5 protein-coding genes are annotated in these 17,186 nt (G+C 61.7%); 3 read left to right on the forward strand and 2 right to left on the reverse strand.

Annotated elements, in window-relative coordinates:
• The first annotated feature begins 11 nt into the window (after positions 1-11).
• Positions 12-4,691, forward strand: coding sequence for a dermonecrotic toxin domain-containing protein (locus tag V6M90_RS16355; protein ID WP_332846778.1), 4,680 nt, complete (start codon positions 12-14; stop codon positions 4,689-4,691).
• Entirely contained in the window at positions 4,688-7,027 is a 2,340-nt protein-coding gene (locus tag V6M90_RS16360; RefSeq protein WP_332846779.1) for an NEL-type E3 ubiquitin ligase domain-containing protein, read from the forward strand. Before V6M90_RS16355 ends, V6M90_RS16360 begins: the two co-directional genes overlap by 4 nt.
• Before the next feature lie 51 nt (positions 7,028-7,078).
• Here V6M90_RS16360 and metH read toward each other — a convergent pair whose 3' ends face one another.
• The gene (gene metH, locus V6M90_RS16365; RefSeq protein WP_141064433.1) at positions 7,079-10,789 is read right to left on the reverse strand and encodes a methionine synthase; all 3,711 of its coding nucleotides are present in this window, start codon (positions 10,787-10,789) and stop codon (positions 7,079-7,081) included.
• A gap of 164 nt (positions 10,790-10,953) precedes the next feature.
• Between metH and V6M90_RS16370 the strand changes: the two genes are divergently transcribed.
• Positions 10,954-13,245 carry a fatty acid cis/trans isomerase gene (locus tag V6M90_RS16370; RefSeq protein ID WP_003173592.1) on the forward strand — a complete coding sequence of 764 codons (2,292 nt, stop codon included), beginning with the start codon at positions 10,954-10,956 and terminating at the stop codon, positions 13,243-13,245.
• On the opposite strand, the gene V6M90_RS16375 is transcribed toward V6M90_RS16370, so the two are convergent.
• A complete protein-coding gene (locus V6M90_RS16375; RefSeq protein ID WP_332846780.1) occupies positions 13,242-17,093 on the reverse strand; it encodes a membrane-targeted effector domain-containing toxin in 3,852 nt (1,283 codons plus the stop codon). The genes V6M90_RS16370 and V6M90_RS16375 overlap by 4 nt on opposite strands.
• Between the last annotated feature and the right edge of the window lie 93 nt (positions 17,094-17,186).

A 17,186-nucleotide genomic window follows, 5' to 3' on the forward strand; every position in this document is an offset into this window, starting at 1 on the left:
GGAGTGACCTTATGCCCAACCCACGTTATCGCACCCTGGATAGCGCGCGCGCCAAACCCGCTGCGACCACCAGTATTCACGGTGATTTTCTTGAACAGGCCGTGCCCCAGTGGCTGGTCGATGCCACGCCCCAACGCAAGACTGCCCTCAAGGAGGTCGCCGCAGTGACGCCGCCCTGGTACCGGAAGGCCTCGCCCGTCCAACGCGAGCGTGTTGACGCCAGTGTCAAAACGGCTGCCGCCGCTCAGGTCCGACTGGACAGCGTGATGTCGACCTTCCAAGACGTCGAAACTTTTGCCGAACCGCTGCTACGCAAGGCACTGCAGGATCAGTTTCAGGTTGACGTGGATCTCAACCTGACCTTGTTATGCCTGCGCCGCCCGTTGCAGGTCAGTGTGGTCAACCTTGAGATAGGCTCATTCGAGTTTCTGAATTTCTCGTTGCTGCAGGCGGCCCTGCATAACTTTGAGACCTGGGAGTGCAGGGCAGGAGCCTACCATGCCAGCTCCGGCTTTATGGTGGAGACCGCCACGCCCGGCACGTTTGAGCCGGTGCCTGTCAACCTGAAGGTGAACGAGTTTTTGACGCTGTGTCGCAGCCTTGATGTCGGGGCGAAGTACCAGGCCTACTTGAAGGCGTTCTTCGCGGCCGACGCCACCTTACGTCCAGCGTTTATCGCCAGCCAGAAGGCCGCGATGCGGGCGGCGGCCGAGCAGGCACTCTTGACCGGCGACATCGAACCGCAGGATCACACGATGATCCTGTCGGTGATCGAGGGCAATGCCAATCCACGGATCGGCAACAAGCAGATCTGGTTCAACGATATGGGCCTGATGAAGCAGCGACTGACCGGTTGCGTGGTGTTCGTCATTGGCGAAAAGCATCGTTACAGCGACGAAGTGATCCTGTATGTCCCGCACGACCCGGCACATCCCCTCAAGCGCTACACCGCCGAGCAGATGCGTCGCGAGTTTCGGCGCCTGTTCACCGACCGCGAGGGCATGTCGTCCGAGGACGCCACCCCGACGGCGTACCAGCAGTTTTTCAGCCAGTTCATAGCGTATGAACAGCGTCCGTATTATTTCAGCCAGTTCACGCAAGAGGCCGGCGATTCGTCAGGAGGCCTCTTCAACTCACCCTGGCGAACCTTCGTCAAGGTTGCGGGGGCGCTGAATCCGCTCTGGCGTATCAAGGAGCTGCCACCTGAACGTCCGGCAAACCGCCGGCCGGAGCCGGACCCCTACATCGCGCCTGCGTACCTGACTCACAAAGGCCAGGGCCCCTGGGACGACAACCTTGACCTGTGGGCCTACCTCTACGAGCAGAGCCGCGACAAGGTGCTGGCCGATGCCCGCAGCCATGCGGTACCCAGCGCCGATGTCGACGTCAAGGCCCGCGAAGCCAAGTTGGCGCACCTGCTGGAATTCGGTTTGCTGGGGTTGAACCTGGTGTCAATGTTCGTGCCGGTGTTGGGCGAAATCATGATGACGGTGATGGCGGGGCAGCTGTTGTATGAAACCTTCGAGGGTGCCATCGAGTGGAGCGAGGGTGACAAGCGCGCGGCCAAGGCGCATTTGGTCGACGTGGCGGAAAATCTTGCGCAGATCGCCGTAATGGCGGGTGTGGGCGCCAGTGTGCGCAGATTCAAGGCGGCCCGTGCTGAGCCGCTGATCGAATCGCTGGACCCCGTCACGTTGCCGAACGGCCAGAGCCGCTTGTGGAAACCCGACCTGAGCCCCTATGAGAGTGCCGCTTCACTGGATAACAGCCCCGGCCCGAATGCGCTTGGACAGCACAAGGTCAATGGCGGCACCTATGTGCGTGTGGGCGGCAAGGTCTACGAGCAGGTCTACGACGATAAGATCAAACGTTGGCGCATCCAGCATCCGAGCGATGCGACGGCCTATCAGCCGATCCTTCACAGCAACGGTCAGGGCGCCTGGCGACACACGTTGGAACGTCCGCTGGCCTGGGACCGCCTGACCCTGCTGCGGCGCATCGGCCACGCCGTCGAGGCATTTTCGGATGCGGATTTGCTCAAGGTGGCGGATGTCAGCGGGGTGAGCGATAACGCCTTGCGCAAGATGCATATGGATTACGCCGCGCCGCCGCCTGCACTGACGGACGCCATGCGCCTGTTTCGCGCCGACGCGAGCGCCGAGAAGCTGATTGAACAACTCAATGGCGCCCGGCCGATTGACCCGCTGTACCTCTATGCACTGCCGCTGGTGACTGAAATGCCACGTTGGCCGGCCGGGTATGTGCTGGAGGTTTCCAACGGCGCCGGGGTGGCGGGCGTGTCGGTGAGATACGGCAGCGAGCGCGTGCCGGCCGGCACGCGCCACCCGCCGACGATCAGCGTCACTCGACATGATGTGTTGGCCGGCAAGTTGCCAGAGCGCATTCTCGCTGCGTTGGACGAGACGCAAATCACCTCTGTGCTGGGGGAACAGCCAGCCCGTGTAATCGACAAGCGCGTCGGGGAGCTGGGCAAACAGTTGGCGGACTACGCCCGCACACGCAAACCGGCAATATTCGACAGCCTCTATGCGGGCACGGAATCGGTGGATGCACGCGTCACGCGCTTGCAGCGTGCATGCCCCGGGCTCAGCGAGGCCGCAGCCCTGGAAGTGCTGGCCAATGCCCGTCCCGATCACCTCAAACAGCTGCAAACCTCGCGCCACGTGCCCTTAAGCCTGCTCGAAGAGGCACGCTGGTACGCGCGACAAGGGCGCCAGACCCGTGCTTATGCGGGGCTGCGCAGTCAGAGCATGGCGTCGGCGGACAGTCGACGCCTGGCGTTGCACAGCCTTGAAAGCCTGCCGGGATGGCCGGACACGCTGCGTCTGGAAGTGCGTGCAGGCAGTATTGACGGCACGTTACTCGACAGCGTCGGCAGCCAGGCTGCGCCAGAAAAGAAGTTCCTGGTCAAACACGGCCCGAGTTTTCAGGCGTTCAATGAGCGCGGCGAGGCGCTCAACAGTGTGCCCAGGGCCGGGGACAATTTTTACGCCTCGATCATGCACGCATTGCCGGATAGCGCTCGCGCCAGTCTGGGCGTGCCTGAAGTCAGCCAGAACGTGCAGCTGCAAAATAAAATCATCGAGTTCGCCGATCGCAACCGCGCTCAGGCGATACGTGCGCTGGAGCCGCAAGGCAAGTGGTACAAACCGCCCGTCAGGATCAATGACAAGAGGCTGGGGTATTACGCCAGCGGTCGCGGCCGGGGATTGAGTGCAAACCTGGTGGCACGGGTACGCAGTGTGTACCCCTCAATGAATGATGCTCACGCCGGCGAAATGATCCGCATGTTACGACAGCAGGGTTATTCGGACGCGGGCATCTTCACGCTGCTGGAAAATCGCGCACGTACCCAAGCCGGGATGGGGGCTGATCTCGACGTGTGGGTCGGTGCCCGGCGAGAGGGCGTTGCCTACGACGCCGAGTATATGCACCGACGCCACGTCGCTGAAACGCTCAAGACAGCCTGGACGCGTTCACGTGTGGCCGAGGAAAGTAAGCAGCCTGGAGACGCGCGACTGAGCATCATCATCAACGACACGTTGCCGCCGCTGACGGTCGATTTTTTGGGTATTCGCGAACTGACGGTAGGCGGGCGCGCCATGAACGATGGGAATGCGGACAGCTTCCTGGCGCGCTTTCCCAATCTGGAACAGTTGTCGATCGGCGAAAGTGGCGCTTTCTACGATCCCAAGCCGTCGCTGACGACCGTACCGCACGCGGTGCAGACAATGACCAGCCTGCGAAGCTTGCGTATCAAGGTCAATGCGGGGTCCGTCTCGGCGCATTTTTCATCCGCGCTCAATGCATTGACGGGGCTGGAAGAGCTTTATATCGACTGCAGCGGTGTTTCCCTGGACGCGCTCAAGGTGCTTGAACTGTCCGCACTTACGCAACTGAAAAAGCTCAAGATCGATGCCCCTTATGCCTTGTGGCAGTGGCCGACGTCGGTTGAGAACCTTGCGCTGCTGGAGCGTCTGGATCTGACCAATACGGCCATAAGCACACTCCCGGACACCCTCTATAGCGGACACGAAGCCCTTTGGGCTGGTTTGTCACTGGATTGGGCGAAATTCCCTTATGAGGCATTCAAACCTGCCTATGACTATGTAAGGGCATACAACGGTCCGATGGGGCACCTGGTTGATGTGCACCAAATGGTGAACGGGTTCTGTCGAGGCGAGTTGGAATATTTGATGGGCAACTCGCAAATGGCCACGTCGCTGCAGGAGGCGATGAACGTCAGGCTGGAGACGCCCGAAGAAAGGTTTGCGGCAGTCGAACAGTTGAGCCAGGAGCGCCGCCGAATTTTTGATCCGTTCTACGAGCCGCGCCCCGTCGCTGGCCGCGTCAGGCTGCGTTTGAGTCAGTGGAAAAGCGGTGAAAATGCGCGACTTATCGATCTCCTTGAAACCAGCTGGCGCGGGGCCGTGGCTCAGCGTGATGGTTTGTCGGCGAATGTCTCGACCTTTGAATGGTCGTTGTCACCCGCGGATCAATCGTTCGAGCTGCCGCAACTGCCGGCCGGCAGCTTCGCTCATGTGCAGACGTTGCGTCTGAATGGGCTGCGCGCCTCGGTCGAGCAGGCACGCGGTTTTATCAAGGCGTTCAGTGCCGTGCAGCGCCTTGAACTCAACGCCAGCGCCTTGAACTCAACGCCAGCGACTTGACCAAGCTGCCCATTGGCGCCGGCGAACTTCCTCGGTTGACCCGGCTTGAACTGGCCAACAACAGGTTGGTCTTCTCACCGCAACTGCAGGCGCAGTTCGATGATTTGAGCCATCTCCAATACCTGGATTTACACAACAACCCGCTGAGCCGCCTGGAGGTCAGTGCCCTGCAGCACCTCAAGGCGCTTAACCTGAGGAGCACGCAATTAAAGGTCTGGCCCGCGGGCGCGGAGAACCTGACGCAATTGGCCTGGCTCGACGTGCGTGACAACCAATTGTCGGCGTTGCCCCCGGATGTATTGAGCAGCGACGAGCTGCTGCTGAAGGTCAATCTGGTGGGTAATCCCTGGATCGCGCAAAACAACATAGACCGGATACTGGCGCAGCAGCGCATCGAGGTGGCCATAGGCCTGCCTGAAGGGGCGTTGGAGCGGTTTGCCGTTCAGTTCGTATCATCTGATTTCCCGCCTGAGGAGACTGCATGGTCGATTGCTCGTTATTTGTTGCCGTTGCCCGAGGTCGTGGAAGGCGCGGCTGGCGTTGATGGCGAAACCCTGGCTCGCCAATTGAATGGCTGGATTTTCACCCGTCAGTCCCCGCGACAGGGTGTGACCGTGTCGGCCGAAAGTCGTGGTTTAGCTGCGCAACGTATCCATGCGAACTGGCGCGGGGCGCCAGGCAGCGTCAATCCACAATTGAGCCTGCTGGGGCTGCAGACCGGTGACTTGCCGGCGCTGACGGTGTCGTTTGCGCATGTACGCAGCCTGGACCTGACCGGGGTCAGGCTGTCGGTGCAAGGCTCCAATGGCTTCCTGCGCGCCTTCCCGCAACTGACCAGGCTTATGTTGAGTGGCAACGCGTTGTCAGCGTTGCCCGAGGCGGTCGGGCAAATGGAGCGGCTCGAACGCCTGGATTTCGACTACAACAATCTCTATGACCCCGAGCCGCTGTACCGTCAATTGGGCGGCGAACGCCTGCGTTGGCTGGACCTGAGTCACAATGGTCTGTATCGGTTCAACACCCGAGTCTTTCCTCGACTGCAGGATTTGAACCTCAGTCACAACAGGATTGAGGAGTGGCCCGAAGGGGCATTGGAAGCTGGGCATTTGCGTACGCTGAACCTCAGCGGCAACGAGCTCATGAGCTTTCCAGTCGCCTTGCTCGATGGCACCCACGATGACTTGGTCGGCGGCATCGACCTTTCCGACAACCTACTGCTGTCGCTCGACAGTCTTGAACGAATCAGAGATTACAGTGATGCACATGCCGGGGTGCCCGTGATGGGACTGTCGCAACATGACATCCATGTGAGAATTGACCTTCTTGAACGGGGTTCTGAAACCGAATCCGGCGCTGAGTCCGGTACCGACAATGGCGCCATTGTCGAGCCCGCCGAACCGCTCGAGGATCCGGCTGGCGAGGTGGGCGCATCGGCATTGGCGCCCTGGCTGGCGGTCGGCGATGCCGAGCTGAAAGCGGCGAGGACGCAGGTCTGGAACCAGTTGGCTCAAACCGATGACCATGAACGTTTCTTCCACCTGATTGCACAGCTGCGCCTTACCGACGAGTTTCGCCTGTCCCGGTCGGACCTGACGCAGCGGGTCTGGACAGTCATGCAGGCGGCCTCGGAAAATCGCGAGCTGCGCCAGTTGTTGTTCCAGAGCGCCGAAACCCACGGCACCTGCATTGACGGTCGAATTCTCACCTTCAGTGAACTGGAGGTGCGGGTGTACGAGGCCAATGCCTTGCGCGATGTCAGCGCGGGGCAGTTGGAAGACAAAGGCCGTGCGCTGCTGAACCTGTCCCGGCAACTGTTTCGACTGGGCCGTGTGGAACGCCTGGCGGAAGCGGCGGCGCTTCACAGCGACAGGGCTGAGGTGCGTTTGCAATATCGCATCGGCATGACCCGAGGCTGGCCAGATGGGTTGGAGTTGCCGGGACAACCGGAACACATGGCCTTCGCCCAGCCGATCAGTGGACGGGTGGTAGAGCAGGCGCGCACGTCGGTTCTCGACGCCGAAGCGAGTGATGATTTTTTTGAAGAGCTGATCACCCGCGACTACTGGGTCCGCTATTTGCAAGAACGCTATCGGCAAGCGTTCACCGCGCTTGATGAACACGCCGATGCCAGGCATGAGGCGGTGGAGGATAAGCACCCTGATCGACAAGACAACAGCGAAGGCCTGGAGCGCTATCGGCAGGCACTGAACGAGCTGGAAATCGAACTGGGCAGCGAACGGGCCGGCAAGTTGCTTGAACTGTCGCGGGATGCAGTGACGGCGCTGTCGACGCGCACCGGCGTCGAACCACAGCCGGGACCGTCCTGGCGTCAATAAAGTAAACCGGTGGCGAGCGGCAACCCCGCTCGCCACACAGGCCCCTTTATCTCAATTGTCGTAACCCAGGTTCGGCGCCAGCCAGCGCTCGGTCACCGCCAGGTCCTGGCCTTTGCGCGCGGTGTAGCTCGTCACCTGGTCCTTGTCGACCTTGCCCACCGCAAAGTACTGCGCCTGCGGGTGCGCAAAGTACCAGCCGCTGACCGCCGCCGCCGGGAACATCGCGTAGTGCTCGGTGAGGAACACACCGCTGCGACCGGCCTGCATTTCACGGGCTTCGGGGTCGAGCAGTTGGAACAACTGGGCTTTCTCGGTGTGGTCCGGACACGCCGGGTAGCCGGGGGCAGGGCGGATGCCGCTGTACTGCTCCTTGATCAGCGCTTCGTTGTCCAGTTGCTCGTCTTTGGCATAACCCCAGTAGTCTTTACGCACTTGCTGGTGCAGCCATTCGGCGCAGGCTTCGGCCAGGCGGTCGGCCAGGGCCTTGACCATGATCGAGTTGTAGTCGTCGCCCGCATCCTGGTAGGCCTTGGCGACTTCTTCGGCACCGATGCCGGCGGTGGTGATGAACCCCCCGATGTAGTCGGTGACGCCGCTGTCCTTGGGCGCGACGAAGTCGGCCAGGGAGAAGTTCGGCTTGCCGTCGGTCTTGATGATCTGCTGGCGCAGGTGGTGCAGCCTGGCAATCGGCTGGCCGTCGGCACCGTAGACTTCCAGGTCATCGTCCTGTACCTGATTGGTCGGCCAGAAACCGAACACCGCGCGGGCGCTGATCAGCTTTTCGTCGATCAGCTTGCGCAGCATTTCCCGAGCATCGGCGTACAGCGCGGTGGCGGCTTCACCGACCACTTCATCGGTGAGGATGCGCGGGAATTTACCGGCCAGGTCCCAGGAGATAAAGAACGGCGTCCAGTCGATGTATTCGGCCAGGACGTTGAGGTCGATATTGTCCAGCACCTTGGCGCCGGTAAAGGTCGGCACCACCGGGGTGTAGCTGCTCCAGTCGAACTGCGGCTTCTTGGCGATGGCCGCCGGGTAGCTCAGGCGTTCGGTGCGGGCGCTGCGGTTGGAGGTGCGCTCGCGCACGTCGATGTATTCCAGGCGGGTTTTCTCGACGAAACCGGCCTTCAACTCCTTGGACAGCAACTGCGTGGCCACACCCACCGCCCGCGAGGCGTCAGTGACGTAGATCACCGCATCGTTGCTGTACTTGGGCTCGATCTTCACCGCCGTGTGCGCCTTGGAGGTGGTCGCGCCGCCGATCATCAATGGCAGGTGGAAGTCCTGGCGCTGCATCTCGCGCGCCACATGCACCATCTCGTCCAGGGACGGGGTGATCAGGCCAGACAGGCCGATGATGTCGCACTTCTGCTCCCTGGCCACCTGCAGGATTTTTTCCGCCGGCACCATCACGCCCAGATCGACGATGTCATAGCCGTTGCAACCGAGCACTACGCCGACGATGTTCTTGCCGATGTCGTGTACGTCGCCCTTCACCGTGGCCATCAGGATCTTGCCCTTGGCTTCCGGTTTGTCGCCTTTTTCCAGCTCGATGAACGGGATCAGGTGGGCCACGGCCTGTTTCATCACGCGGGCTGATTTGACCACCTGGGGCAGGAACATTTTGCCGGCGCCGAACAGGTCGCCGACGATGTTCATGCCGGACATCAACGGACCTTCGATCACTTCGATCGGGCGCGCGAACGATAGCCGGGATTCTTCGGTGTCTTCGACGATGTGTGTGGTGATGCCCTTGACCAGCGCGTGTTCCAGGCGCTTGTTCACCGGCCAGCCACGCCATTCTTCGGTCTCGGCTTCCTTGACGCTGCCGTCGCCTTTGTACTTGTCGGCGATGGCGAGCAGGGCATCGGTGCCGTCCGGGGTGCGGTTGAGCACCACGTCTTCCACCGCATCACGCAGCTCGGCCGGGATCTGGTCGTAGATCTCCAGCTGGCCGGCGTTGACGATACCCATGGTCAGGCCGTTGCGGATCGCATACAGCAGGAACACCGAGTGGATCGCCTCGCGCACCGGGTTGTTGCCGCGGAACGAGAACGACACGTTGGACACGCCGCCCGAGGTCAGCGCGTAGGGCAGCTCGTCACGGATATAGGCGCAGGCGTTGATGAAGTCGACAGCATAGTTGTTGTGCTCTTCGATGCCGGTGGCGACCGCAAAGATGTTCGGGTCGAAGATGATGTCTTCCGGCGGGAAGCCGACTTCGTTCACCAGGATGTCGTAGGAGCGTTTGCAGATCTCTTTCTTGCGCGCTTCGGTGTCGGCCTGGCCGGCTTCGTCGAAAGCCATCACCACCACCGCGGCGCCATAGCGCTTGCACAGCCTGGCGTGATGAATGAACTGCTCGACGCCTTCCTTCATGCTGATGGAGTTGACGATGCCCTTGCCCTGGATGCACTTGAGGCCGGCTTCGATCACTTCCCACTTGGAGGAGTCGATCATGATCGGCACGCGGGAGATGTCCGGCTCGCCGGCGATCAGATTGAGGAAGGTCACCATGGCCTTCTTCGAATCGAGCATGCCCTCGTCCATGTTGATGTCGATCACCTGGGCGCCGGCTTCGACCTGTTGCAGGGCGACTTCCAGGGCTTCGGTGTAGTTGTCTTCGCGGATCAGGCGGGCGAACCTGGCGGAGCCGGTGATGTTGGTGCGTTCGCCGACGTTGACGAACAGCGAGCTGCGATCAATGGTGAACGGCTCCAGGCCCGACAGGCGGCAGGCCTTGGGAATGTCCGGGATCGGGCGTGGCGCATAACCGGCCACGGCCTTGGCGATGGCTTCGATGTGGCCGGGCGTGGTGCCGCAGCAGCCGCCGACAATGTTGAGGAAGCCGCTTTGGGCGAATTCTTCGATGACCTTGGCGGTTTCTGACGGTAGTTCGTCGTACTCGCCGAATTCGTTGGGCAGGCCGGCGTTGGGGTGCGCCGAGACGTGGGTGTTGGCCTTGTTGGACAGCTCTTCCAGGTAGGGGCGCAGCTCGCTGGCGCCCAGGGCGCAGTTCAAACCGACCGAGATCGGCTTGGCGTGAGCCACGGAGTTCCAGAACGCTTCGGTGGTCTGGCCCGACAGCGTGCGGCCGGAGGCATCGGTGATGGTGCCGGAGATCATGATCGGCAATTCGATACCGAGCGCTTCGAATACACCTTGCACGGCGAAGATCGCGGCCTTGGCGTTCAGGGTGTCGAAGATGGTTTCGATCAGGATCAGGTCGGCGCCGCCTTCGATCAGGCCCTGGGTGGCCTCGGTGTAGTTCTCCACCAGCTCGTCGAAGGTCACATTGCGGTAGCCGGGGTTGTTCACGTCGGGCGACAGCGAGCAGGTACGGCTGGTCGGGCCCAGTACGCCAGCGACAAAACGTGGCTTGGCCGGGTTTTCGGCAGTCTTGGCATCGGCAATCTTGCGCGCCAGGCGTGCGCCTTCGACGTTCAATTCGTAAGCCAGTTCTTCCATGCCGTAGTCGGCCATGGAAATGCGCGTGGCGTTGAAAGTGTTGGTTTCGAGGATGTCGGCGCCGGCATCCAGGTACGCCTTCTCGATCCCGCCGATCACGTCCGGGCGGGTGAGCACCAGCAGGTCGTTGTTACCCTTGACGTCGCTCGGCCAGTCGGCGAAGCGTTTGCCACGGTAGTCGTGCTCTTCCAGTTTATAGCTCTGGATCATCGTGCCCATGCCGCCGTCGAGGATCAGGATACGGTCCTTGAGGGCGTGGTGAAGGGCGTGCAGACGAGCGCTACGATCGGACATGGGACTACTCTGGTCAGGCATTACGGAGGGCATGGATCATAACAAACCTGCGAGCGGTTGGTGCATGTTGGGGGTTTGCATGAATATCGCTCATGTTGGCAGGCGTCATGGCCCGGTAGAATCGCCGGCAATTTCAGCGCACGCATTGAATCGGGACCGGATACATGTCACTTCGTCTTATCGTCAGCGCCGTCCTGGCATTGATCGCCAGTACCGCCCAGGCGCAAGGTCCCGTTACGGCGATCTCCTACACGCGTGATATCCAACCGATCTTTACCGAGAAGTGCGTGGCCTGCCACGCCTGCTACGACTCCGCCTGCCAGCTCAACCTCGGCAGTGCCGAGGGGGCGACGCGGGGGGCGAGTAAAATGCCAGTGTACGACGGCGAGCGCAGCCAGGCCGCGCCCACCACCCGATTGTTCTTTGACGCGTTCGGTCAGCAGGCCTGGCGGCAGAAGGGCTTTTATTCGGTGCTGGACGCGCAGGGCAGCCAGGCCGCGTTGATGGCGCGCATGCTGGAGCTGGGGCATAACGCGCCGCTGCAACCCAATGCCAAGCTCCCCGAAGAGATCGTGTTGGGCCTGAACCGCGAAAACAGCTGCGCCATGCCCGGCGAGTTCAACGCCTACGCAGGCAGCCATCCCAAGGAAGGCATGCCATTGGCGGTCACCGGCCTGACCGACCAGCAATACCAGACCTTGCAGCGTTGGCTGGCCTCCGGCGCGCCGATCGATGAGCAGGGCCTGGCGCCAAGTGCCAGGGAAGCCTTGCAGGTGCAGCAGTGGGAGGGGCTGCTCAATCAACCCGGCGCCCGCGAGAGCCTGGTGGCGCGCTGGTTGTTCGAGCATTTGTTCCTGGCGCATATCTATTTCGAGAACGGCGAGCCTGGGCATTTCTTCCAGTGGGTGCGTTCGCGCACGCCGAGCGGGCAGCCGATCGACCTGATCAACACCCGGCGTCCAAACGACGACCCCGGCACGCGGGTGTATTACCGCCTGTGGCCGGTGCAGGGTGTGATCGTGCATAAAACCCACATCACTTACCCATTCAGCGCCGCGAAAATGGCGCGCATCAAGGCGCTTTTCTACGAAGGCAACTGGCAGGTCAACGCCTTGCCGGGCTATGGTCCGGGGCGTCGCGCCAACCCCTTCGAAACCTTCGAAGCCATCCCGGCCAAGGCGCGTTACCAGTTCATGCTGGATAACGCCGAATACTTCGTGCGCACCTTTATTCGCGGGCCGGTGTGCCGTGGGCAGATCGCCACGGACGTGATCCGCGATAATTTCTGGACCCTGTTCCAGGACCCCGATCACGATTTGTATATCACCGATGCGCGTTATCGCGGCCAGGCCACGCCGCTGCTGGCGATGCCGGGGCAGAACGATGACGTGGGCAGCGTCCTCGGCCTGTGGCTGGCTTACCGCGATAAGCGCAATCAGTACGAAGCGCTGCGCCGTGACAGTTATGCCGATTTGCCGCCGCCCAGCTGGTCGACCCTGTGGGCCGGTAACGACAATGCGTTGCTGAGCATTTTCCGGCATTTTGACAGCGCTTCGGTGACCAAGGGCCTGATCGGCGAGGTGCCACAGACGATGTGGCTGTTCGACTTCCCGCTGCTGGAGCGCACCTATTATCAGCTGGCGGTGAACTTCGATGTGTTCGGCAACGTGTCGCACCAGGCGCAGACGCGGCTGTACTTCGACCTGATCCGCAATGGCGCCGAGCAGAACTTCCTGCGCCTGATGCCGGCCGACACCCGCGATGACTTCATGGACGACTGGTACCAGAACAGTGGCAAGCTCAAGCTGTGGCTGGACTACGAGGCCATTGATGACGACAAGCCCAGCGGGCTGCACCTGAGCGAAAAGGACCCGAAACGCGATTTTGCCAACCAATTGCTGGCCCGCTACGCTCACCTGAATGCCAGCCCCGACCCAATCAACCGCTGCGGCGGCGCATTTTGCTCGCGCGATGGCATCGACCCGGCGCTGCAGGACGCCGAGCAGGCCCTCAGCCGACTCACGTCGCGTCCGGCCGCGGGACTAAAAGTCATCGATCAATTGCCCGAGGCCACCCTGCTGCGTATCGAAACGGCCGGCGGCCAGCGCGAGGTCTACAGCCTGCTGCGCAACCGCGCCCACAGCAACGTGGCGTTTCTGCTGGGCGAGGCGTATCGCTATCAGCCGGGGCTGGACACGCTGACCGTTTACCCCGGTGTGCTCAGCAGCTACCCGAACTTCATGTTCAATATTCCGGCCAGGGAAGTGCCGCAGTTCGTCGCCCAGATGGAACAGGCCAAGGATGCCGGGCAGTTCGAGAAAATCGTCGACCGTTGGGGCGTGCGTCGCAGTCATCCGTTGTTCTGGCAGTACTTCCACGATTTGTCGCAGTACATCCGTGAAACCACGCCGGTGGAAGAGGGCGTGCTGGACATGAACCGCTACCAGAACCTCTAGACCTGGATCATGCCCAGCTCGTCGACCAGGGCGTCGGCCAGTGCGCCCAGGTCGGTGAAGCGTCGCTCGCTGAGGCTGCCGAAGGCGGCGTGGTGCAGGTAGACATCGGCACTGTCTTCAAACACCGGCACTTCGACCCGCTGGCGCTGCGGGTTCATGTAGTGCACATAAACGTCGCCATTGATGTCGCTGAGTGCAAACAGGTTGGGACTGTGGACGCGTTGGTCCACGGGCCATCGGTTTGTCGCGTTGCTGATGCCCAGCAGCAGATCACTCTTGATAGGGATGGGCGGTGTTCCAAGCAGTAAACCCGGATCACGTTGGACGCGAATGGGCAGTGTCGGCAACTGCCCGCTCAAGCGCAGGCTGATGCTATTCGTCAAGTCGACCAAGCCGGGCGTGCCCTGACTGAGATTGCAGTGCCACTCCCCGACAAGCAACACCCAACGGTATGAGCCCAGCGCCAATTGATCGGCGAGGAGCTTTTTATAGGCGAAGTAATTGAACATGCCGTTCCGGTCAAGCCTGTCGGCCAGCGTGATTGCAGACCCCGAAGGGCTGAGGTCGCCCGGTTTGAACAGCAGAGCGGCGGTGGCTTCAATGGCCATCACCTGGATGCCTTGAGCGTGGGCTTCGGTGACCAGTCTGGTGTAGCCGTACAGCGCTGTTTGGGCGTTCACGCTGTCGAGCAACTGAAGGCGCTCGCTGAGCAAAGTGGGCAGCGCGGCCCCTGATGGCGATCCGTTATAGACGTCCAGGGGCGCCTGGTGGAGCTCGGTCGTGAGCCCCTCGAGATAAAGGTGCGTGACCCCCTGACGCTTGAGCGCTGCCAGGTTATCGGTCAGAAAGCGCCGTGCCAGGTCAAAGTCATGTTCTTCGCCGATCACCAGGCCGCTGCGTTGGTTGAACAGATGACTGAACAGCGTTTCGGGGGACGCGTTCCGTGCCGGTATCGACAACGATTGGGTGGGCGGGGTGAGGCTGTTGAAGAAGGTTCTGGCGTGGCGGCGCAGTCTGGCCTGAATGCCAAATATGTGCAGGGCGACCGTCGAGCCCGTCGGTGGTGGCATCGGGTTCAGCCTGTCCAGGTTGAACGCGCCGGGGCCGGCTCGATGCAGCGCCGGCAGCGATGTACGATCAGCCGGTGGCAATTCGTAATCCTGGTAGGTGGTTTCGAAGGCGCTTTTTTCGATCGGGTCCATGCCCCCTCGTAACCGAGCCATGGGTTTGGCCGGCTCGGGCGCTGGCTGGAGGGCGGCAAGGGCGCCCACCCTCGAGGTCCATCTTGGACGGCCTTGACTGCCGATGATGGACCAGATTGCCCTGGCTGCGGATTTGGACGCGCTTGCTTGCTTGAGCAGTAAGAATATTCGAGTGACGCTACGGGCGGTGTCGACGGCGGCGGGTATGAAGCCGACCAGGTTCAGGGCCAGGTCCACGCCCAAGGTGATTCTGTTCCAGAGCGACTGCTGCTCGACCTCGTCATTGTGGGTCGATTCATGGTCGGCATTGCGCCGCAGCGTGTAGACCCGTTGCGCATAAAGCGCGTCATGAAGTGCGGTGGTTATAGGGCGCAGGTGCAGCGTTTCAAACGGATTACCGATTCTACGGCGGGCGTTGAGGACTAACTCGCTCAGCCGGCGTGTGAGGCTTTGCGGGCTTTCGGTGAGCGCAGCCTGTCCGGCGGTAGACAAGCGTTGCAGGACATAGCGCTGCCAGTCGGTCGAGGTGTTCCACTGCTGCCTGAGGAAGGCTTGCAGCGCTTGCCGGTCGGTAAACTCTTTGAACGCCTGCCCGGTGGGCGCGCCTGGGGTGTACAAAATCAGGTTGGGCAGCGCTGTGCGTTTTTCCACGCCGATGATCAGCACATCATTGAGCACGAAGCCGTTTCGCGTGTCGTCGGAATTGGCGATCAGCAGTGCGTTCGCCACAATCTTGTGGCCGCCCACGGTGGGGCGTTGAGCCGGGTCACTCCCGTCGACAAGGGCCCGTATCCATTGGTACCCACGGTGTTCACGGTCTTCGAGCAGGGCGTCGGAATCGAGCTTGGCCATCAGCGCCGCGCTGGCCAGGCTGGCGCGCTGGGCGTCAATCCAGGCGGCGCGCAGGGGCATGCCGTTGTCGATCAGCTGGCGGTGTAACAGCTGATCGTAGCGTTTGCCGATATCCAGCATGTGTATGAGGCCTCTCAGATAGGCATCGTCGAGGCTGATGGGGGTTTGCGATTGATCCAGCCCTGATGCCGACATCGAGGTACGTTCGCCGTTGATCAGTTGGTAAAAGCTGAAATTCCAGGGGTCATTGTTGCGCAGCGATAACGCCGTCAGTGACAGGTGGGTACGGTACTGTGCGCGGCTGCCCGCATCGGCAGGGCTGGGTACGCGGTCTGGTCCGATGCCGCCACCGAGGCTGGCGGGGTTGAGGCTGCTCGTCAGCGTGACGCTGAGGTGATCCGGGTCGATGCGCCTGCCCGGGTAATCGATGACCAGTTGTTTGATCAGTTCGCTGCGGGCGAATGCCGCGAGCGTGGGAACGGCCGCCCGTTGCCACGCCGCGGCCAGCACGGTGTTACGTACCCATTCGGCGGTAATCAAGCGATCCAGCGTTTGCCGGTCTTCGGTACCGGCCTGTCGATACCAGCGGGGCAGGTTCGCCTGGAGGTAGCGTCGGCTGCGTTCCATTAAAAGGCTACCGATATCCAGCAACTCGCCCAATTGGGCCAGGCGATTGAACAGCGCATGGACCTGTGGGCCGTTGGCCGTATGCCGGGGCAGTTGACGCCAGCCATGGGCGATATCCTGTTGCTGCAAAGTCAGCAGCGAACGGGCGCGGTGTTCGAAGAGGTGGTCACTGATAGAGCGGTATTCCAAGCGAGGGTTCGCCTTGTATTCCTGCGCACGGGCCTGGTCCTGCCAGGCGATCGAGGCCAACAGGCTGTCATCGGCCAAGCGAGCACGCAGCGCCTGGTCCAGGGCGTGCAGCGACACAAATGCATCAATGCCTCTGTCCAGGGTGAACAGCACCACGGGCCCGATGTCGCTGCGGCTGTCGATATCGCCCGGCGGGGTTTGTCGGGCCACGATGAATAACCCGGCCAAAGGGATGTCTGCGCCCTGGCCGGCGAGGCTGGGCGCAAAGGCGGCGGGCCTCTGTGGGGCGGGCAGGTGTTGGCGCGTTCGTGGCGTGGGGTGAGCCACCAACTGACCGATCAGGACCTTGTCGGACAGGTCGAGCGTCTGGTCTTCGACACGCAATGCGGCTTCGGCCGCGACCACGTTTGCCAGGTGGCCGGCCAGCCATTGGTGCCGTGTCAGTGGATCGCCCTCGACGGCGGATGCGCTCCAGAACGCGTCCAGTGCTTGCTGATAGCAGCGGTCGGGCCGGCGGATCAACCCGTCAATAAAACACTCGAAAGTGGGTGTGCTGCCGGTAGTGCCGGTTTGGGTGCGGGAGATACCAGTCGTGTCGTCCTTGCGGCTTTGCGTGGTTTTGAGGTGGTAACGGTAAAGTCGGTTGGGTGCGTCGAAGTCGCTTCCTCCCCATGGTTTATCGCTGTACAGACTGGCCAGATGCCGGGGCTGTGGGTGAGGCAGCACATGCAGCGTCACGCCGGTCGGGGTGGTCAGTTGCAAGTATTGCTCGTACAACACGCTCTCCACGGCAACGGGGCGGGGGACGCCGGGAAAGCCGTCCTGCACCTGTGTGTACAGCTGCTTCATCAAGGTCGCGGCGGCCTCGGGCTGGGCGTCGAGCAGTTGCTTGAGAGACCGTTGGCACTCAAGCAACTTTTCGAGCTGCGCCAATTGGCGGGCTTCGGTTGGCGGTAGGGGCGTTGTGGGCGGGGCCATCGGGTTTCCTGAAGTTGGAATGCCAGGACACGAGGCTAATCAACCGACGGTTGAGGGCGGCCGTACATAAATGCCGCGCTTTTCCGACAAAAT

Origin of the sequence: Pseudomonas lactucae (genome assembly GCF_036688725.1) — a bacterium.
In the GTDB taxonomy this organism is placed as follows: Bacteria; Pseudomonadota; Gammaproteobacteria; order Pseudomonadales; family Pseudomonadaceae; genus Aquipseudomonas; species Aquipseudomonas lactucae.